Source organism: Mycolicibacterium agri (assembly GCF_002553505.1).
Lineage (GTDB): Bacteria > Actinomycetota > Actinomycetes > Mycobacteriales > Mycobacteriaceae > Mycobacterium > Mycobacterium agri.
The window spans coordinates 1-17928 of the sequence record NZ_PDCP01000002.1 but is presented as its reverse complement, the minus strand read 5'-3'; the positions used below and the strand labels follow the sequence as shown (position 1 = coordinate 17928).

Annotated in this window: 23 protein-coding genes; 20 read left to right on the top strand and 3 right to left on the bottom strand. The window is 67.9% G+C overall.

Going from position 1 to position 17928, the window contains the following annotated elements; translation table 11 throughout:
* Nucleotides 1-2 precede the first annotated feature (2 nt).
* From CQY20_RS01205 to CQY20_RS01165, 9 genes are all read left to right on the top strand, one after another.
* Entirely contained in the window at nt 3-974 is a 972-nt protein-coding gene (locus CQY20_RS01205; RefSeq protein ID WP_163700915.1) for a Ppx/GppA family phosphatase, read from the top strand.
* A 26-nt stretch (nt 975-1000) separates the two neighbouring features.
* Nucleotides 1001-2074: an Rv0497 family membrane protein gene (locus CQY20_RS01200; protein WP_097937830.1), complete on the top strand. Its 1074-nt coding sequence runs from the start codon at nt 1001-1003 to the stop codon at nt 2072-2074.
* A gap of 15 nt (nt 2075-2089) precedes the next feature.
* On the top strand, nt 2090-2935 hold the full coding sequence (locus CQY20_RS01195; RefSeq protein ID WP_097937829.1) for a sugar phosphate isomerase/epimerase family protein: 846 nt from the start codon (nt 2090-2092) through the stop codon (nt 2933-2935).
* 29 nt (nt 2936-2964) lie between these two features.
* A complete protein-coding gene (locus CQY20_RS01190) occupies nt 2965-3786 on the top strand; it encodes a thioesterase family protein (RefSeq protein WP_097937828.1) in 822 nt (273 codons plus the stop codon).
* Nucleotides 3787-3813: 27 nt separating this feature from the next.
* On the top strand, nt 3814-4686 hold the full coding sequence (gene proC / locus CQY20_RS01185) for a pyrroline-5-carboxylate reductase (RefSeq protein ID WP_097937827.1): 873 nt from the start codon (nt 3814-3816) through the stop codon (nt 4684-4686).
* Between the two features lie 139 nt (nt 4687-4825).
* Nucleotides 4826-5086: a helix-turn-helix domain-containing protein gene (locus tag CQY20_RS01180; RefSeq protein WP_097937826.1), complete on the top strand. Its 261-nt coding sequence runs from the start codon at nt 4826-4828 to the stop codon at nt 5084-5086.
* Between the two features lie 231 nt (nt 5087-5317).
* The gene (locus CQY20_RS01175; protein ID WP_003402602.1) at nt 5318-5419 is read left to right on the top strand and encodes a 30S ribosomal protein bS22; all 102 of its coding nucleotides are present in this window, start codon (nt 5318-5320) and stop codon (nt 5417-5419) included.
* Between the two features lie 30 nt (nt 5420-5449).
* Nucleotides 5450-6553, top strand: a complete 1104-nt coding sequence (locus tag CQY20_RS01170) for an SDR family oxidoreductase (RefSeq protein WP_163700913.1) — start codon at nt 5450-5452, stop codon at nt 6551-6553.
* Nucleotides 6554-6589: 36 nt separating this feature from the next.
* Nucleotides 6590-7657 (top strand): lysophospholipid acyltransferase family protein, encoded by a 1068-nt coding sequence (locus CQY20_RS01165; RefSeq protein WP_097937825.1) that lies wholly within the window; start codon nt 6590-6592, stop codon nt 7655-7657.
* Between the two features lie 39 nt (nt 7658-7696).
* On the opposite strand, the gene CQY20_RS01160 is transcribed toward CQY20_RS01165, so the two are convergent.
* Both CQY20_RS01160 and CQY20_RS01155 read right to left on the bottom strand, forming a co-directional pair.
* Complete coding sequence (locus tag CQY20_RS01160; protein ID WP_097937824.1) at nt 7697-8233, bottom strand: FAS1-like dehydratase domain-containing protein; 537 nt, start codon at nt 8231-8233, stop codon at nt 7697-7699.
* Between the two features lie 66 nt (nt 8234-8299).
* Entirely contained in the window at nt 8300-9175 is an 876-nt protein-coding gene (locus CQY20_RS01155) for an HAD family hydrolase (protein WP_097937823.1), read from the bottom strand.
* 39 nt (nt 9176-9214) lie between these two features.
* On the opposite strand from CQY20_RS01155, the gene CQY20_RS01150 reads away from it, so the two are divergent.
* The 11 genes from CQY20_RS01150 (at nt 9215) to CQY20_RS01100 (ending at nt 17633) form a co-directional block, all read left to right on the top strand.
* A complete protein-coding gene (locus CQY20_RS01150) occupies nt 9215-9469 on the top strand; it encodes a glutaredoxin family protein (protein ID WP_097937822.1) in 255 nt (84 codons plus the stop codon).
* Nucleotides 9470-9606: 137 nt separating this feature from the next.
* Nucleotides 9607-10950, top strand: coding sequence for a glutamyl-tRNA reductase (locus tag CQY20_RS01145; protein WP_097937821.1), 1344 nt, complete (start codon nt 9607-9609; stop codon nt 10948-10950).
* 3 nt (nt 10951-10953) lie between these two features.
* A complete protein-coding gene (hemC, locus tag CQY20_RS01140) occupies nt 10954-11898 on the top strand; it encodes a hydroxymethylbilane synthase (protein WP_097937820.1) in 945 nt (314 codons plus the stop codon).
* On the top strand, nt 11895-13523 hold the full coding sequence (locus CQY20_RS01135) for a bifunctional uroporphyrinogen-III C-methyltransferase/uroporphyrinogen-III synthase (RefSeq protein WP_097937819.1): 1629 nt from the start codon (nt 11895-11897) through the stop codon (nt 13521-13523). The genes hemC and CQY20_RS01135 overlap by 4 nt, the downstream gene beginning before the upstream one ends.
* A 22-nt stretch (nt 13524-13545) precedes the next feature.
* Nucleotides 13546-14526, top strand: a complete 981-nt coding sequence (gene hemB, locus CQY20_RS01130) for a porphobilinogen synthase (RefSeq protein ID WP_097937818.1) — start codon at nt 13546-13548, stop codon at nt 14524-14526.
* 109 nt (nt 14527-14635) lie between these two features.
* Nucleotides 14636-14989, top strand: a complete 354-nt coding sequence (locus tag CQY20_RS01125) for a hypothetical protein (RefSeq protein WP_371871106.1) — start codon at nt 14636-14638, stop codon at nt 14987-14989.
* An 11-nt stretch (nt 14990-15000) separates the two neighbouring features.
* Nucleotides 15001-15375: a hypothetical protein gene (locus CQY20_RS01120; protein ID WP_097937817.1), complete on the top strand. Its 375-nt coding sequence runs from the start codon at nt 15001-15003 to the stop codon at nt 15373-15375.
* Entirely contained in the window at nt 15372-15863 is a 492-nt protein-coding gene (locus tag CQY20_RS01115; RefSeq protein ID WP_097937816.1) for a transport-regulating membrane protein Mce1N, read from the top strand. Before CQY20_RS01120 ends, CQY20_RS01115 begins: the two co-directional genes overlap by 4 nt.
* Complete coding sequence (locus tag CQY20_RS01110; RefSeq protein WP_097937815.1) at nt 15860-16096, top strand: hypothetical protein; 237 nt, start codon at nt 15860-15862, stop codon at nt 16094-16096. Before CQY20_RS01115 ends, CQY20_RS01110 begins: the two co-directional genes overlap by 4 nt.
* An 87-nt stretch (nt 16097-16183) precedes the next feature.
* A complete protein-coding gene (locus CQY20_RS01105) occupies nt 16184-17053 on the top strand; it encodes an oxygenase MpaB family protein (protein WP_097937814.1) in 870 nt (289 codons plus the stop codon).
* Entirely contained in the window at nt 17040-17633 is a 594-nt protein-coding gene (locus CQY20_RS01100; protein WP_097937813.1) for a TetR/AcrR family transcriptional regulator, read from the top strand. The genes CQY20_RS01105 and CQY20_RS01100 overlap by 14 nt, the downstream gene beginning before the upstream one ends.
* Nucleotides 17634-17673: 40 nt before the next feature.
* On the opposite strand, the gene CQY20_RS01095 is transcribed toward CQY20_RS01100, so the two are convergent.
* A partial coding sequence (locus tag CQY20_RS01095; RefSeq protein ID WP_109789712.1) for an IS30 family transposase occupies nt 17674-17928 on the bottom strand: 255 nt, incomplete at its 5' end.

The following is a 17928-nucleotide window of genomic DNA, read 5'->3' as shown; positions in this document are numbered from 1 at the left end:
ACGTGCGACTAGGTGTGCTCGACGTCGGCAGCAACACCGTCCACCTGTTGGTGGTGGACGCGCGTCGCGGCGGCCATCCGACGCCGATGAGTTCGACGAAGGCGGCGCTGCGACTGGCCGAGGCCATCGATTCTTCGGGCAAGTTGACCCGCAAGGGCGCCGACAAACTGATCAGCACCATCGACGAGTTCGCCAAAATCGCCGCGAGTTCGGGCTGTGCTGATCTGATGGCGTTCGCCACATCTGCAGTGCGCGACGCGAAGAACTCCGAAGACGTGTTGGCCCGGGTGCTGGCCGAGACCGGGGTGGCGCTTCAGGTGCTCAGCGGCGTCGACGAATCCCGCCTCACCTTCCTTGCGGTGCGCCGCTGGTACGGCTGGAGCGCGGGCCGCATCATCAACATCGACATCGGCGGCGGCTCGCTGGAGATGTCCAACGGGGTCGATGAGGAGCCCGAGGTGGCGCTGTCGCTGCCGCTCGGCGCGGGTCGGCTGACTCGCGAGTGGCTGCCCGACGACCCGCCCGGCCGCCGTCGCGTGGCGATGCTGCGCGACTGGTTGGCCACCGAGCTGGCCGACGCGAGCGCCGAGATGCTCAAGCCCGGCCCTCCGGATCTCGCGGTCGCGACCTCGAAGACGTTCCGCTCGCTGGCCCGGCTGACCGGGGCCGCGCCGTCGGGCGCGGGACCGCGGGTGAAACGGACACTCACCGCTGCGGGCCTTAGGCAGCTCATAGCTTTCATCTCTAGGATGACCGCGGCTGACCGAGCAGAGTTGGAAGGGGTGAGTGCCGAACGCGCGCCACAGATCGTCGCCGGAGCGTTGGTTGCGGAGGCGAGCATGCGAGCTCTGTCGATCGACACCGTCGACATTTGCCCGTGGGCGTTGCGAGAGGGTCTTATTCTGCGGAGACTCGATAGCGAGGCCGACGGAACCGCGCTGGTCGAGACGTCTGTACGGGACGCAGGCCGATAACCCGCCAAGCCAAGAGGCAACACACGATGACATCTTCAGAAGAGGGCTACAGCAGTACCAGGCCGATCTCGGTCGCGGAGTTGCTGGCACGGAACGGAACGATCGGAGCGCCGCCGGTTGGCGGGCGCCGTCGGCGCAGGCGCGGCAACTCCGACGCCGTCACCGTCGCCGAATTGACCGGCGAAATCCCCGTCGTTTCGGGTAACGAAGATCACACCGATTCGGCCGAGGCGTCCACCGACACGCTCGAAGAGGTCCGCGACGACCGCGATGACCACGACGAGCGCAATGACTATGGCGCGGACTGTGGCGCGTCGCGCAATGGGACTACCCACGTGGACGAGGACATCGCCCACGCGGACACGGAGAACGCGACCGAGACGACCGACGTCGACGCGCCCGCGGTCACCGACGAGGAAGCCGACTACGCCGAGCACCTCGAGAAGCGCGACGCCGAGCCGATGTACTTCGAGCCGCCGCGGCGCCGGCCGCAGTTCGGGCAGCGGCGTTTCTCCTCCGCCGTCGATGCCGAGGAGATGAGTCCCGATCCTGTCGACATCGATGACGAAGACGCGGTCGACGCCGTCGCCGCCGACCTCGGCCTGACCAGGCCCGCGATGGCCGCGACCAAGCCCGACACCGACACCGACGACGACCAGGAGCTGCCGTCGTATCTGCGCTCGTCGGGCGGAACGCTGTTCGGCGGGGACAGCGTCGCCGACGATCTGGCTCGGCGCGGCAGCACGCGCCTCGACGACCTCGAATTCGGCGCGTCGGACACCCACGTCGACGAAGAAGAGGCCGAGGAGGACGAGGAGTACGTCGAAGAGTCGACGATGTCGTCGTTCGCGCGCGGCGCTCTGGTCGTCGGGCAGTGCATCATCGCGGTGCTGTTCGGCGCGGGCCTGTTCATCGCGTTCGACCAGCTGTGGAAGTGGAACAACATCGTCGCACTGGTGCTGTCGGTTCTGGTGATCCTCGGCTTGGTGGTCGGTGTACGCGTGGTTCGCAAGACCGAGGACATCGGCAGCACCCTGATCGCGGTTGCGGTGGGCGCCTTGGTCACGTTGGGACCGCTGGCGCTGCTGCAATCGGGATAAGCGCTCAAGCGGCTCGTGCGCCCCGCCATCAAGGTCGGTCTTTCGACGGCCTCGGTCTACCCGTTGAGGACCGAGGCCGCGTTCGAGTATGCGGCCAAACTGGGCTACGACGGCGTGGAGCTGATGGTGTGGGCCGAAGCCGTCAGCCAGGACGTCGACGCCATCGAGAAGATGTCGAAGCGCTACGACGTGCCGGTGCTGTCCGTGCACGCCCCCTGTCTGCTCATCTCGCAGCGGGTTTGGGGCGCCAACCCGATCCCGAAACTGGAACGCAGCGTGCGCGCCGCCGAGCAACTCGGCGCACAGACCGTCGTGGTGCATCCGCCGTTTCGGTGGCAGCGCCGCTATGCCGAGGGGTTCTCCGAGCAGGTCGCCGAACTCGAAGACAAGAGCGATGTGATGGTGGCGGTGGAGAACATGTTCCCCTTCCGCGCCGACCGCTTCTTCGGCGCGGGCCAGACGTCGATCGAGCGGATGCGCAAACGCGGCGGCAAGCCGGGGCCGGGCATCTCGGCGTTCGCGCCGTCCTATGACCCGCTCGACGGCGGGCATGCGCACTACACCCTCGACCTGTCGCACACGGCGACGGCCGGAACCGATGCGATCGAGATGGCGCGCCGGATGGGCGACGGGCTGGTGCACCTGCATCTGTGCGACGGCAGCGGCGCCTCGACCGACGAGCACCTGGTGCCCGGTCGCGGCACCCAGCCGACGGTGGAGATCTGCGAATCCCTTGCCGCCAGCGACTTTTCCGGTCATGTGATCCTGGAAGTGACGACCTCCGGCGCGCGCACCGCCGCCGAACGCGAAGCACTGCTCACCGAATCGCTGCAGTTCGCCCGCAAGCACCTGCTGCGGTGACCGAGCGAGCAAGGACTCCAGAGGACGGTATGCCCGGCTCCACCCTGTTCACCGACGCCATGGCGCTCACCCCGGCCGGCGACGGCCGCTACGACGGTGAGCTCAACGAGCACTGGACGATCGGCCCGAAGGTGCACGGCGGGGCGATGCTGGCGCTGTGCGCGAAGGCGGCCCGCCTGGAATACCTGAACTTCGATGACGAGAACGCTTGGCCCATAGCGATTTCTGGGAACTTCCTGTGGGCGCCGGATCCCGGTCCGATGTATGCGCTGACCACGGTGCGCAAGCGGGGCCGTCGGGTCGGTTTGATCGACGTCGAACTCAAGCAGGGCGACCGCACGGCTGTGCGCGCCGCGGTGACGATGGGCGAGCCCGAACACCATGTGCCGCCGCTGCTTTCGGTCAACCCGGTGGTGCCGCTGATGACGCCGGAGCCGCCGCCCGGACTGGAGCCGATCGGGCCCGGTCATCCGATGGCCGACATCGTGCATCTGGCGCACGGCTGCGACATCCGGCCGTCGCTGACCACGATGCAGCCCCGCACCGACGGCGGTCCGCCGATCATCGAGTACTGGGTCCGGCCCAAGGGCGTGGCGCCCGATCCGCTGTTCGCGCTGCTGTGCGGCGACGTGTCGGCGCCGGTGACCTTCGGCGTCAACCGGTTCGGGTGGGCGCCGACGGTGCAGTTGACGGCGTTCCTGCGGACCCTGCCCGCCGACGGGTGGCTGCGCGTCATGTGCACGACGGTGCAGATCGGCCAGGACTGGTTCGACGAGGACCACATCGTCGTCGACTGCGAAGGCCACATCGTGGTGCAGAGTCGCCAACTCGCGATGGTGCCCCCGCAGTAGGCAGACGGCGTCTGCAATGCTTTGACCGTGGCTAGGATCGCGATCATCGGCGGCGGCAGCATCGGCGAGGCGCTGCTGGCTGGGTTGCTGCGCGCGGGCAGGCAGGTCAAGGACCTGGTGGTCTCGGAGAAGGACCAGGAACGCGCGAAGTACCTGTCCGAGAAGTACTCCGTGTTGGTGACGTCGGTGGCCGACGCCGCCGAGAACGCCTCGTTCGTCATCGTCGCCGTCAAACCCAGTGATGTCGGCCCCGTCATCGACGAGATCGCCGATGCCGCCGCGCATGCCGAAAGTGACAGCGCCGAACAGGTTTTCGTGACGGTGGCCGCCGGTGTCACCACCGACTACTTCGAGGCCAAACTGCCCGCGGGCGCCCCGGTGGTGCGTGTGATGCCCAATGCGCCGGTGGTCGTCGGCGGCGGCGTGAGCGCGCTGGCGCCTGGCCGGTTCGCCACCGCCGAGCAGCTCAAGGAGGTCGCGTCGATCTTCGACGCGGTCGGTGGGGTGCTGACCGTCGCGGAATCACAGCTGGACGCGGTGACGGCGCTGTCGGGGTCGGGGCCCGCGTACTTCTTCTACGTCGTCGAGGCACTCATCGACGCCGGGGTCGCGGCCGGCCTGTCGCGGTCGGTGGCCACCGATCTGGTGGCGCAGACGATGGCGGGGTCGGCGGCGATGTTGCTGGAGCGCATCGACGCCGTTCGGGCCGCCGAGGACACCGGCCTGGGTTCGGCAATCGACACCACTGCGGCGCAGCTGCGCGCCACGGTCACGTCGCCGGGCGGCACAACCGCCGCTGGTCTGCGGGAACTCGAAAAGCACGCGGTGCGGGCCGCTCTGGCGGATGCCGTGGATGCCGCAAAACAGCGATCTGCCCAGCTAGGAATTACATCTGGGTAATTCGATGGATTTCGATTGAATAGCCCACACCCGTCGCAATAACCCCAATAACCACGCTATTCTCCTTCGTGTATGCACTTGTTGGTGCCAGCGGAGGGGAAGCCGCTGGGACTGCTCGTGCCTGAAGGATTGGGTTGCGATGACGTCTATGAACGGGCCATCGGGGCGGGAGTCGGCAAGCGGGAAGCATGCACGAGGTGACGCGGCTCCCGACCAGCCGCCGCGGGCTCAATTTCTCACCGTCGCCGAAGTGGCCAACTTGATGCGGGTCAGCAAGATGACCGTCTACCGCTTGGTGCACAACGGCGAACTGCCTGCGGTGCGGGTCGGCCGGTCGTTCCGCGTGCACGCCAAAGCGGTGCACGACTTGCTGGAAACGTCGTATTTCGACGCGGGCTGACGGACTGAGGACTGAGGATTGAGCCGGGCCCAGCGGCCCGGCCTCCCGCGAGCGCTCACTCTTGTACGGTTGCGAGCCGCAAAACTGTACAAGGTTGCGCGCTGGGCCCAGGGATGGGGCTGCGCAGGCGTGGCAGCGCCGTTTTCGCTCCGCGACCTCGGCCCGGGTAAAGTGTGCGGGTCGAGCCAACTGGCGCGGGAGCGCGCCGTGGAAATCTAGGTAGCGGAGTTTATGGGTTCAGTCATCAAGAAGCGGCGTAAGCGCATGTCGAAGAAGAAGCACCGCAAGCTGCTTCGTCGCACCCGGGTGCAGCGCAGGAAACTCGGCAAGTAGCGTCTCGGCTCCGTCGATAGGCTGAACCGGATGGATTCGAAGGACCGTCCCGGAGGCCGCCAGGGGCACGACAAGGGCGCATCGGAGTGCCTGGCGCACCCCAAGGTCGTGCTGGTGACCGGTGCGTGCCGTTTTCTGGGTGGATATCTGACCGCTCGGCTGGCGCAGAACTCGTCGATCGAACACGTCATCGCCGTCGACGCGATCGCGCCCAGCAAGGATCTGCTGCGCCGCATGGGTCGCGCCGAGTTCGTTCGCGCCGACATCCGCAACCCGTTCATCGCGAAGGTCATCCGCAACAACGACGTCGACACGGTCGTGCACGCCGCGGCCGCGTCCTACGTGCCGCGCTCCGGCGGCAAGGCGACGTTGAAGGAACTCAATGTGATGGGCGCGATCCAGCTTTTCGCGGCCTGCCAAAAGGCGCCGTCGGTGCGCCACGTCGTCGTCAAGTCGACGTCTGAGGTGTACGGGTCGAGCGCGCTGGACCCGGTGCTGTTCACCGAGGACTCCAGCAGTAGGCGTCCCCCGCGCGAGGGCTTCGCCCGCGACAGCATCGACATCGAGGGCTACGCGCGCGGACTGGCCCGCCGCCGGCCCGACATCACGGTGACGATCCTGCGGCTGGCCAACATGATCGGCCCGGCGATGGACACCGCGCTGTCGCGTTACCTGGCCGGTCCGGTGGTGCCGACGATCATCGGCCACGACGCGCGGCTGCAGCTGCTGCACGAGCAGGACGCGCTGGGCGCATTGGAGCACGCGACGATGGCGGGCAAAGCGGGCACCTTCAACATCGGCGCCTCGGGAATCATCATGATGTCGCAAGCGATTCGGCGCGCGGGCCGGATTCCGATGCCGGTGCCGCGGTTTGCCCTGCGTGCAGTGGATTCGCTGTGGCGCGCAACTCGCTACACTGAGTGGGATCGCGAGCAGTTGGACTACCTGAGCTATGGCCGCGTCATGGACACCACGCGAATGCGTGATGAATTAGGCTATAGCCCAAAGTGGACGACAGCGGAGGCTTTTGACGATTACGTACGTGGTCGTGGTTTGACTCCGATCATTGACCCGCGGTGGGTACGCTCAATGGAGAGTCGCGCCGTAGCGGCGGCGCAGCGTTACGGACGTTAGTCAAGACTCGAAATCGGGTGGGGAGAAGGTATCAACGTGGCGGGCGAATCCAAAGCGAAAGTGATTCCGCTGCATGCCAATACGGGCCGGCAAGCCGCCCAGCGGCGCTCCGCCGCTCGAGGGGACAGCGCCCGTAGACATCCTTCCCTGTTGAGCGATCCGGCTGGGCGCGCCTCGGCCGAGCAGATCGCTGCCGTCGTACGCGAGATCGACGACCGACGTTTCGCAGCGTCGGGCGCGACGGCCGCTGAGGAAGCGCCGAACGAACTCGCGAAGAAAATCGCCGCGGTTGCTGAGTTCATTCGCAAGCGCATGACGGGCGATTACACCGTCGACGAATTCGGCTTCGACCCGCACCTCAACGAAGCGGTTTTTCTGCCTTTGCTGCGAGTGCTTTTCAACTCGTGGTTCCGCGTTGAGGTCAGCGGCATCGAGAACCTGCCGGAGACCGGCGCGGCGCTCGTGGTGGCCAACCACGCCGGGGTGTTGCCGTTCGACGGGCTGATGGCGTCGGTCGCCGTGCACGACCACCATCCCGCGCACCGCGATCTGCGGCTGCTGGCCGCCGACCTGGTGTTCACCATGCCGGCGATGGGCCAGGCCGCGCGCAAGGCAGGCCACACCATGGCCTGCACCGCCGACGCACACCGGCTGCTGGCCGCGGGCGAGCTGACAGCGGTGTTCCCCGAGGGCTACAAGGGGCTGGGCAAACACTTCAAGGACCGCTACAAGCTGCAGCGATTCGGTCGCGGGGGCTTCGTCGCGGCGGCACTGCGTGCCAAGGCGCCGATCGTGCCGTGCTCGATCGTCGGGTCCGAAGAGATCTACCCGATGATCGCCGACGTGAAGCTGCTGGCCCGGCTGTTCGGCCTGCCGTACTTCCCGATCACGCCGCTGTTCCCGCTCGCCGGACCGGTCGGGCTGGTGCCGCTGCCGTCGAAGTGGCACATCCAGTTCGGCGAGGCGATCGAGACGGCCGGCTACGACGACTCGGCCGCCGACGATCCGATGGTCACATTCGAGTTGACCGACCAGGTCCGCGAAACCATTCAGCAGACCCTTTATCAGTTGCTGACGCAGCGGCGCAATACGTTCCTCGGCTGACGACCGGTCAATTAACGAAACGGCTCGGTCGAATTCGAGTCAGCGTTTAGAACTTTGCCCTGCAATCATTTTCGCGATCGCCGCGTCGCGACGCTCCTTGATCGCGGCGGTGACCTCGTCGGCCTCGTCGTCGTGCTCGGCCTCGCCGATGACGGTGACGACGCTCGTCAGCACGGGCTCGCCGTTGTCGTCGGTGACCTCGCCGCGGATCTCGCAGACCACGGTGCCGTGTGCCTCGATGACCGAGTCGAGGTAGGAGTCGAACCACAGCTTGTCGCCGGCCAGGATCGGGCGATGGAACTTGATCTTCTGGTCGCGGTGCAGCACCCGCTCCATGTTGATCGGCACCGAGAACTGCTTGAAGATCTCCAGCTGCACCTTGCGGCCCGCGACAGCGAGGAAGGTCAGCGGCGCCACCAGCGTTTCGTAGCCGCACTCCCTGGCCGCGTCCTCGTAGAAGTGCGCGGGGTGCTCGTTCTTCACCGCACGCGCGAACTCGCGGACCTTCTCCCGGTCGACGTGGAAATAGTCCGGATACCGGTAGTGCGTCCCGATGATGTCTTCAGCGATGGCCATGGCTGGCCGAAGCCTATCAGCGACTCGGGCAGGTCCTTACCAATGCTTATCTGCCAGTCATCCGGGTCATCTGCGGCGTGACGCGAGGGCGGCCAACGCCCCGCCCGCGACGCCCAGCGCCAGCGCCGAAGGCACCCCGATGCGCGCGGCCTTGCGCGCGGTGCGGAAATCGCGGATCTCCCAGCCGCGTTGACGCGCCAGGTCGCGCAGGTCGGCGTCGGGGTTGATCGCCACCGCCGTTCCGACGATCGACAGCATCGGGACGTCGTTGATGCTGTCGGAGTAGGCCGTGCAGCGGCGCAGGTTCAGGCCCTCGCGGATCGCCAGCGACCGCACCGCGTGCGCCTTGCCGGTGCCGTGCAAAATGTCGCCGACCAGTCGACCGGTGAAGATGCCATCGACAGACTCGACGACGGTGCCCAGCGCGCCGGTCAGCCCCAGCTTCCTGGCGATGGTGGCGGCCAGCTCGTAGGGCGTCGCGGTGACCAGCCACACCTGCTGGCCCGCGTCGAGGTGCATCTGCGCCAACGCCCTGGTGCCCGGCCAGATCTTGTCGGCGATGATCTCGTCGAAGATCTCCTCGCCGACTGCGATCAGTTCGGCCGTCGAGCGGCCCTCGATGAACGCCAGCGCCTTGCGCCTGCCCGCGGCCACGTCGTCGCTGTTCTCCCGGCCGGTCAGCTGAAACTTGGCCTGCGCGTAGGCGAACCGGGCCAGGTCGCCGTAGGTGAAGTACTTGCGGGCGGCCAACCCGCGGGCGAAATGCACCAGCGAGGAGCCCTGCACCAACGTGTTGTCGACGTCGAAGAACGCGGCGGCGGTCAGATCCGGCGGCGGCTTCGGCGGAGTGGCCTCTTCGTCGAGGTGCGCGACGGCGGCTTCCGCGCTGGCGTCGCCGGCCAACGCCTGCACAGCGGCTTCGTCAGCATCGCGCTCGAACACATCTCAACCCTAAGACACCCGCGCGCGGATACTGGTTGCGTGACTGCGCAGGTGGTGTTGCTGACCAGGCAGGGTTGCTCACTGTGCGAGAGGACCGGGGCACGGCTGGCCGAACTGTCCGGCGAGCTGGGCTTCGAGCTGACGACCACTGACGTCGACGCTGCGGCCGCCGCCGGGGACAGTTCGCTGCGCGCCGAATACGGTGATCGGCTGCCGGTGGTGCTGCTCGACGGCCGCGAGCACAGCTACTGGGAGCTCGACGAGCCCCGGCTGCGCGCCGATCTCGCACAGTGATCTTCACCGCACGCGAGACGGCATTCCAGCAGCGAAAGATCGAGTGACCACCTGCGGGGATGCCGTTTCGCGGTGCGTGAGCAAATTTGGTAGCTCAGCTGGGAAACGACTACCGTGGTCGACGTGGTGATGAGGCCATGAGCGTGCTGCTATTCGGGGTTTCGCACCGCAGCGCGCCCGTGTCCGTGCTCGAGCAGTTGAGCACCGACGAGGCCGATCAAGCCAAAATCGTCGAGCAGGTCCTGCAATCCTCCCTCGTCACCGAGGCGATGGTGCTGTCGACCTGCAACCGCGTCGAGGTGTACGCGGTCGTCGAAGCCTTCCACGGCGGCCTGTCGGTGATCGGGCAGGTGCTCAGCGAGCACTCCGGCATGGGGCTGGGCGATCTCACCAAATACGCCTACGTCCGATACGCCGAAGCCGCCGTCGAGCACCTGTTCGCCGTCGCCAGCGGCCTGGATTCGGCCGTCGTCGGCGAGCAGCAGGTGCTGGGCCAGGTGCGGCGGGCCTACGCCACCGCCGAGGCGAACCAGACGGTCGGGCGCACCCTGCACGAACTCGCGCAGCGGGCGCTGGCCGTCGGCAAGCGGGTGCACACCGAAACCGGAATCGACGCCGCGGGCGCGTCGGTGGTGTCGGTGGCGCTCGGCATGGCCGACACCAGGCTCGGCGGTTTGGCCGGCCGCAGCGCGGTGGTCATCGGCGCGGGCGCGATGGGCGCTCTTTCGGCCAAGCATCTGGTGCGTGCCGGCGTCGAACGCGTTCACGTCGTCAACCGCACGCTGCCGCGTGCCAAGCGGCTTGCGCACAAAATCCGCGACCTCGGCGTCACCGCGGACGCGTTCCCCTTCGACCACCTGACCCCCGTGCTGACCGACGCCGATGTCGTCGTCAGCTGCACCGGCGCGATCAGCCCGGTGGTGTCGCTCGCCGACGTGCACCGCGGCCTGGCCCACGGGCAGGAGCCCAAACAGCTGGTCATCTGCGACCTCGGCATGCCGCGCAACGTCGACCCCGCCGTCGCGGGCCTGCCCGACGTGTACGTCGTCGACATGGACCGCATCCAGCGCGAGCCGTCGGCGCGCGCCGCCGCATCCGACACCGAGGCGGCCCGCGCGATCGTCGCCGCCGAAGTGGCCAACTACCTGGCCGGCCAGCGGATGGCCGAGGTCACGCCCACCGTCACCGCGCTGCGCCAGCGCGCCGCCGACGTCGTCGAAGCCGAGTTGCTGCGGCTGGAGAACAGGCTGCCCGGGCTCGATCCGTCCCAGCGCGACGAGGTCGCCCGCACCGTGCGCCGCGTCGTCGACAAACTGCTGCACGCACCCACCGTGCGGGTCAAGCAATTGGCCAGCTCGCCAGGCGGCGACAGCTACGCCGAGGCTCTGCGCGAGCTGTTCGAGTTGGACCCGCAGGCCGTCGAAGCGGTGGCGGGGCCTGAAATCCCCATTCTGACAACCGATCTCGACAAATCCGAGTAACGCTTGGCTGATTTCATCCGGATAGGTACCCGCGGCAGCCTGTTGGCGACAACGCAAGCGAGTGTCATCAAAGACGCCCTGGTGGCCAAGGGCCACGCCGCCGAGTTGGTGATCGTCAGCACCGAGGGCGACCGGTCCAGTGAACCCATTGCCAACATCGGGGTCGGCGTCTTCACCGCGGCGCTGCGCGAAGCCATCGACGACGGCCGGGTCGATCTTGCCGTGCACTCCTACAAAGATTTGCCGACGGCGCCCGATCCCCGCTTCGAGATCCCGGCGATACCCCCGCGCGAGGACCCTCGCGACGCGTTGGTGGCCCGCGACGGCATGGTGCTGGGGGAGTTGCCGGTGGGCTCGGTGATCGGCACGTCGAGCCCGCGGCGGGCCGCACAGCTTAGAGCATTGGGTCTCGGTTTGGAAATCCGCCCCCTAAGAGGCAACCTTGATACCAGGTTGAACAGGGTAAGCAACGGTGATCTCGACGGCATCGTCGTCGCCAGGGCGGGACTGGCCCGCATCGGGCGGTTGAGCGAAGTCACCGAGACTCTCGAGCCGGTGCAGATGTTGCCAGCGCCGGCTCAAGGTGCGCTCGCGGTGGAGTGTCGCGCGGGCGACACCGAGCTTGTCGCGCTGCTGGCGGAGTTGGACGACGCCGACACGCGCGCCGCAGTCACCGCAGAGCGGGTCCTGCTCGCCGAACTGGAGGCGGGTTGCTCCGCACCGGTGGGCGCGATCGCCGAGGTGGTCGAGTCGATCGATGAGGACGGCCACGTCTTCGAAGAGCTGTCGCTGCGCGGCTGCGTGGCGACGCTGGACGGATCCGACGTGATCCGTGCGTCCGGCATCGGCACTCCCGGGCGGGCACGAGAGCTTGGTCTCTCGGTCGCCGCGGAGTTGTTCGAGCTGGGGGCGCGCGATCTGTTGGTAGAAGCTGGGAGAGACAGATGACGACCCGAGGGCGTAAGCAGAAGCCCGGCCGCATCACGTACGTCGGCTCTGGGCCCGGCGATCCGGGCCTGCTGACGACGCGGGCGCGGACCGTGCTCGCCAACGCCGCACTGATCTTCACCGACCCCGACGTGCCCGAAGCGGTGCTGACCCTGGCCGGGTCCGAGCTGCCGCCGCCGTCGGGCCCCGAGCCCGCCGACGCAGAGGGCAACGGCGAGGCCGCCACCATCGCGGGCGGACCGGACGTCCGGCCTGCGCTCGGCGACGCCGCCGAGGTCGCCAAGATACTGGCCAACGAGGCCCGCACCGGCGTCGACGTGGTGCGCCTGGTGGCGGGCGATCCGCTGTCGGTGGACGCGGTGATCACCGAAATCAGTGCGCTGACGCGTTCACACCTGCCGTTCGAGATCGTGCCGGGCCTGCCGCCGACCACGGCGGTGCCCACGTATGCGGGCCTTCCGCTGGGCTCGTCGCACACCGTCGCCGACGTGCGCGGCGATGTCGACTGGGCCGCGCTGGCCGCGGCGCCGGGCCCGCTGATCCTGCAGGCGACGGCGTCGCACCTGCCCGACGCGGCGAGCACGCTGATCGAATACGGCCTGGCCGACACCACGCCGTGTGTGGTCACCGCGCACGGCACGACCTGCCAGCAGCGCTCGGTGGAGACGACGCTGGGCGGCCTGAACGACAAGGCGGCCGTGGGCGCGAACGAGCCCGCGGGCCCGCTGACCGGGCCGCTGGTCGTGACGATCGGCAAGACCGTCGCCAACCGGGCGAAGTTGAACTGGTGGGAGAGCCGCGCTCTGTACGGCTGGACCGTGCTGGTGCCGCGCACCAAGGACCAGGCCGGCGAGATGAGCGAGCGGTTGATCACACACGGCGCGTTGCCGATTGAGGTGCCGACCATCGCGGTCGAGCCGCCGCGCAGCCCCGCCCAGATGGAGCGCGCGGTCAAGGGCCTGGTGGACGGCCGCTACCAGTGGGTGGTGTTCACCTCGACCAACGCGGTGCGCGCGGTGTGGGAGAAGTTCAAGGAGTTCGGCCTCGACGCCCGCGCGTTCTCCGGTGTAAAGATCGCGTGCGTGGGCCAGTCCACCGCCGACAGGGTGCGCGCATTCGGCATCGAGCCGGAGCTGGTGCCGTCGGGTGAGCAGTCCTCGCTGGGCCTGCTCGACGAATTCCCGCCCTACGATGACGTTTTCGATCCGGTGAACCGGGTGCTGCTGCCGCGCGCCGACATCGCCACCGAGACGCTGGCCGAAGGGCTGCGCGAACGCGGCTGGGAGATCGAGGACGTCACCGCGTACCGGACCGTGCGCGCGGCCCCGCCGCCCGCGGAGACCCGCGAGATGATCAAGACGGGCGGCTTCGACGCGGTGTGCTTCACGTCGAGTTCGACGGTGCGCAACCTCGTCGGCATCGCCGGCAAGCCGCACGCCCGCACGATCGTCGCGTGCATCGGCCCGAAAACTGCAGAAACCGCAGCGGAATTCGGGCTGCGCGTGGATGTGCAGCCGGAGGTCGCCGCGATCGGTCCGCTGGTCGAGGCGCTCGCCGAGCACGCCGCGCGGCTGCGGGCCGAGGGCGCCCTGCCGCCGCCGCGTAAGAAGAGCCGCCGCCGCTAGACCTGCCGAGGAGGAAACGACAGTGGCCTACCCGCGTCACCGTCCGCGCCGACTCCGGTCAACTCCAGCGATGCGCCGGCTGGTCGCCGAGACGTCGTTGGAGCCACGGCATTTGGTGCTGCCGATGTTCGTCGCCGACGGCATCGACGAGCCGAAGCCGATCGCGTCCATGCCCGGCGTGGTGCAGCACACCCGGGACTCGCTGCGCCGTGCCGCGGCTCAGGCGGTGGAGGCCGGCGTCGGCGGCCTGATGCTGTTCGGTGTGCCGCGCGAAGAGGACAAGGACGCGGTCGGCACCGCGGGGACATCCGAGGACGGCATCCTCAACGTCGCCTTGCGGGATCTGTCCAAGGACCTCGGCGACGACACCGTGCTGATGGCCGACACCTGCCTGGACGAGTTCACCGATCACGGCCACTGCGGCGTGCTGGACGCATCCGGCCGCGTCGACAACGACGCTACCAACACCCGCTACGTGGAAATGTCTGTAGCGCAGGCGAATTCCGGGGCGCATGTGGTGGGCCCGAGCGGCATGATGGACGGTCAGGTCGCCGCGATCCGCGACGGGCTGGACGCGGCCGGGCACACCGACGTGGTGATCCTGGCGTACGCGGCGAAGTTCGCGTCGGCCTTCTACGGCCCGTTCCGCGAGGCGGTGTCGTCCAGCCTGACCGGCGATCGTCGCACCTACCAACAGAATCCGGCCAACGCGCGCGAGGCGTTGCACGAGGTCGAGTTGGACATCGCCGAGGGCGCCGACATCATCATGGTGAAGCCCGCGATGAGCTATCTCGACGTGGTGGCCGCCGCGGCCGAGGTCTCGCCGGTGCCCGTTGCGGCATACCAGATTTCGGGGGAGTACGCGATGATCAGCGCGGCCGCCGCGAACGGCTGGATCGACGGACGGGCCGCCGCGCTGGAGGCGTTGACGAGCATTCGCCGCGCGGGCGCAGACATCGTGTTGACGTACTGGGCGGCCGATGTCGCCGATTGGCTGGCGTGAGGGAAGCTTGCGAGCAGACGATCAGCACAGCGCGCGGGAGCCGAGCCGGCAAGGCGACAACGTAAGCGAGGAACGCCCGGCCGACGTCGACACCGGCTTCTGGCTCTGGCTGGTGGCGGTTCCCTTCATGGTCACCGGATACGTGGTCGATCTCCTCAACGCCGACGGTCCGCGCCCGCCCGTCGTCGTCGACGTGCTGTCGGGCGTTTTCGTGTTCGTTTTCGCCGCGGTCGTCGTCACGTTCCTGTTCTTGATGCGTCAGGGCTACCGGTGGACCCGCACGGTGCTCACCGGCGGCGGTGTCGCGTCGGTGGTGTACACGGCGAGCAGCCTGTTTTCGGTCGACCGCGAGCCCCTGCCCGCGGTGCTCTACGCGGTCAGCGCGATCGTGGGTTCCGTGCTGATCGCCGGGGGAGTGTTCCTGCTGCACCGCAAGGACGCCCACGCGTTCTTCGTTCGTTAGGCTCACCGACCATGTCTGCACCCTCGCCCCGGCCGCGCGTCGTCGACGCCGCGTTCTGGTGCTGGGTGGTGGCGGCCGTGCTGTTGATCGTCGGCGGGTTGATCACGGCCTCGGTGAACCTGCCTGCCGTTTTCCGCGGGGTGGGCGTGCTTTTCGCATTGGCGGGCGCTGGGCTCGCCCTCCTGGCCGGTCGCAGCCGAACGGGTGATGGCCGATTCCGCCGCGCCGCGCTGGCGCTGTCGCTGGCCACCATCGTTGTGGTGGCCCTCGTGGCGGTGGCCGGCGTGGTGCATATCCTGACGCTGATCGCGGTGATCCCGTTGATCGCGGCCGTCGCGTTGATCACCCGGCCCGCGGCCGCAGGCTTCTACCAGGAGACGTTGTGACGCAAAGCAGCGAACAGGGCGATGTTCTGTTCTATGAGCAGGGCGCCAGTTGGCTGTGGGTGCTGACGGGTCCGGCGTCGGCGATCTCAATGTTGCTGATCCAGATGTCGGCCGGCTACGGGATCCAGCTGCTGATCCCGACGATCTTCTTCGTCCTGGTGAGCAGCTTCGTCGCGCTGCAGGTGAAGGCGGCCCGCATTCACACGTCGGTGGAGCTGACCCCGACGACGCTGCGCGAGGGCACCGAGCGGATCAGCATCGACGACATCGTCCGCGTCTACCCGGAGCCGACGGGTTCCGAGGCGCCGAAGTGGCAGTCGGCCCGCGCGCTGGGCGAGCTGACCGGTGTGCCCAAGGGCCGTACCGGAATCGGTCTCAAGCTGACCAACGACCGCACCGCACAGGCCTGGGCCCGCAAGCATCAGCAGCTGCGCCAGGCGCTGGTGCATCTGGTCGACGAGCGCATACCGCCGGAGCGCACGCAGTGAGCCAGCGCCGCCGCGTCGCCGTCGAGCTGGTGCTGGCCGTCGTCGCCGCCGCGGGTGCGGTGTGGTCGTGGTTCGCCGCGCAGTCGGTGGTCACGGTGGCCCCGGTACTCGAAGGCGAACCGCAGACGACGTCGGTGGCCTACTACCCGCCGTTGTTGGTGCTGATGTTGTTGCTGGCGACCGTGGCGGGCGTGCTGGCCATCGACGGCGTCGCGCGGCTGCGTCGGCGCTGAGCACCTGCCGCTTTAGCTTGCGCTTGGTACCGTGAGGCCGCTCACACCGGGTTGGTACAAAGTTCAGAATTTGTAACACTGTTTCACATGACGGATGTGGCCGAGACCCCCCAGCAGGACACCGCGCAGCGGCCGGACGCCCTGCCGCTCGGGCCGCAGTCGCTGGTCTGGCGGTATTTCGGCGACAACCGGATGTACCTGATCGGGCCGCGGCCCGCCGTACTGCAGAACATGCTCGCCGAATTGGGCCAGGGCGTGCTGGACCATTCGGTGTTCTTCTCCGACACCAGGGCGCGGGTGAAGCGGTCACTGCCGCCGATCTTCATGACGGTGTACGGCAGCGACGACGACCACCCCGGCCAGCAGGTCCGCGACTTCCACACCCAGATCAAGGGCACCATGCCGGACGGCGCCCGCTATCACGCGCTCGAGCCGGAGACCTACTTCTGGGCGCACGCCACGTTCGTCGACCAGGTGCTGTACTTCGCCGACACGTTCGTCAAGCGGCTCACCGGCGCGGAGAAGGAGCAGATCTACCTCGAATCGAAGACGTGGTACCGCCGCTACGGGGTCAGCGACCGCGTGATGCCGGCCGATTACGCCGAGTTCGAACGCTACTGGGAGCGGATGATCGACGAGATCGTCATCGCCCACCCCACCGCGAAGTACGGCGTCGGCTATGTCACCAAGGGCTATCCGTGCCCGAAGGGGGTGCCGCCCGCGCTGTGGCGGGTCGTCTCGAAGGTGTTCAACCCGGTGGCAGCATTTCTCACCACCGGCGGGATGCCGCCACGCACCCGCGAACTGCTCGGCCTGCCGTGGACCGACCGCCAGGAGCGGCGCTATCAGCGGTTCGCGGCGCTGTGGCGGTCGCGCCCCGTCAACTGGCTGTGGGACCATCTGCCGATGCGGGTGCGCTACAACAAGTACGCCCGAGCCGGCTATGCCCGGGCCTGATCCCAGCACCGAAGCCATCCTCGACGCCGCCGTCGTCGAGTTCGAACGCCACGGCCTGCGCCGGGTCGCGCTCGAAGACGTCGCCCGCCGCGCCGGCGTCAGCCGCACGACGATCTACCGGCGGTTCGCGAACAAGGACGACCTGGTCGCCGCTGTGATTGAACGCGAGAACGTCGCGCTGTTCGCCGACATCGCTGCCGAGCTGAAACAGGCTGGCCCGCAATCGAATTACTACGTCGAGGCCTTCACGCTGTCGATTCTGCGGTTCCGCAGGCACCGCGTGCTCAACCGGATGATGACCGACGAACCCGCCCTGGTGCTCGAGCTCGCGCAGCGTCACTACGGCGCGGCGATCGAGCGGATGGCCGACGCGTTGCGGGTGATCTTCCCCGAGGGATTCGCCGAGAAGATCGGCGAGGTGGCCGTCTACGAGCTGGCCGACACGATCCTGCGCTATGCGGCGATGGCGCTGCTGCTGCCCGGCCCACAGCCGCTGGAGACCCCCGACGAAATCCGCGCCTTCGCCACCAAGCACTTCCTGCCCAGCCTGCCCGCCGCGCTGCGGGCGGTACCTGCTTGACCGCGAACAGACGCTAGTGCCCGCAAAGTCCCAGGCGATTTCAGGCAGTGGATGCAACAGCGGGTGGTTTTGGCGGGTTTGAGAGTAGCTCGTCGAGGACTTCAGCGGGTTTCTTCCAGCCGAGGGTTTTGCGGGGTCGGGTGTTGAGTTGGGCGGCAACGTAGTCGAGGTAGTCGGCCGGGAACACTGATAGGTCGGTGCCTTTAGCAAAGTATTGGCGCAGCAGCCCGTTGGTGTTCTCGTTACTGCCGCGTTGCCATGGCGAGTGCGGATCGCAGAAGTAGATATCGAGCTC

Bases quoted from the DNA above. Each gene is read 5' to 3' on its own strand.
- CQY20_RS01160 (WP_097937824.1), bottom strand. From the start codon at position 8,233: ATGGCCATCGCTGAAGACATCATCGGGACGCACTACCGGTATCCGGAC.
- CQY20_RS01135 (WP_097937819.1), top strand. From the start codon at position 11,895: ATGACGACCCGAGGGCGTAAGCAGAAGCCCGGCCGCATCACGTACGTC.
- CQY20_RS01100 (WP_097937813.1), top strand. From the start codon at position 17,040: ATGCCCGGGCCTGATCCCAGCACCGAAGCCATCCTCGACGCCGCCGTC.
- CQY20_RS01120 (WP_097937817.1), top strand. From the start codon at position 15,001: ATGTCTGCACCCTCGCCCCGGCCGCGCGTCGTCGACGCCGCGTTCTGG.
- CQY20_RS01170 (WP_163700913.1), top strand. From the start codon at position 5,450: ATGGATTCGAAGGACCGTCCCGGAGGCCGCCAGGGGCACGACAAGGGC.
- CQY20_RS01105 (WP_097937814.1), top strand. From the start codon at position 16,184: ATGACGGATGTGGCCGAGACCCCCCAGCAGGACACCGCGCAGCGGCCG.
- CQY20_RS01180 (WP_097937826.1), top strand. From the start codon at position 4,826: ATGACGTCTATGAACGGGCCATCGGGGCGGGAGTCGGCAAGCGGGAAG.
- CQY20_RS01145 (WP_097937821.1), top strand. From the start codon at position 9,607: ATGAGCGTGCTGCTATTCGGGGTTTCGCACCGCAGCGCGCCCGTGTCC.
- CQY20_RS01190 (WP_097937828.1), top strand. From the start codon at position 2,965: ATGCCCGGCTCCACCCTGTTCACCGACGCCATGGCGCTCACCCCGGCC.
- CQY20_RS01200 (WP_097937830.1), top strand. From the start codon at position 1,001: ATGACATCTTCAGAAGAGGGCTACAGCAGTACCAGGCCGATCTCGGTC.
- CQY20_RS01175 (WP_003402602.1), top strand. From the start codon at position 5,318: ATGGGTTCAGTCATCAAGAAGCGGCGTAAGCGCATGTCGAAGAAGAAG.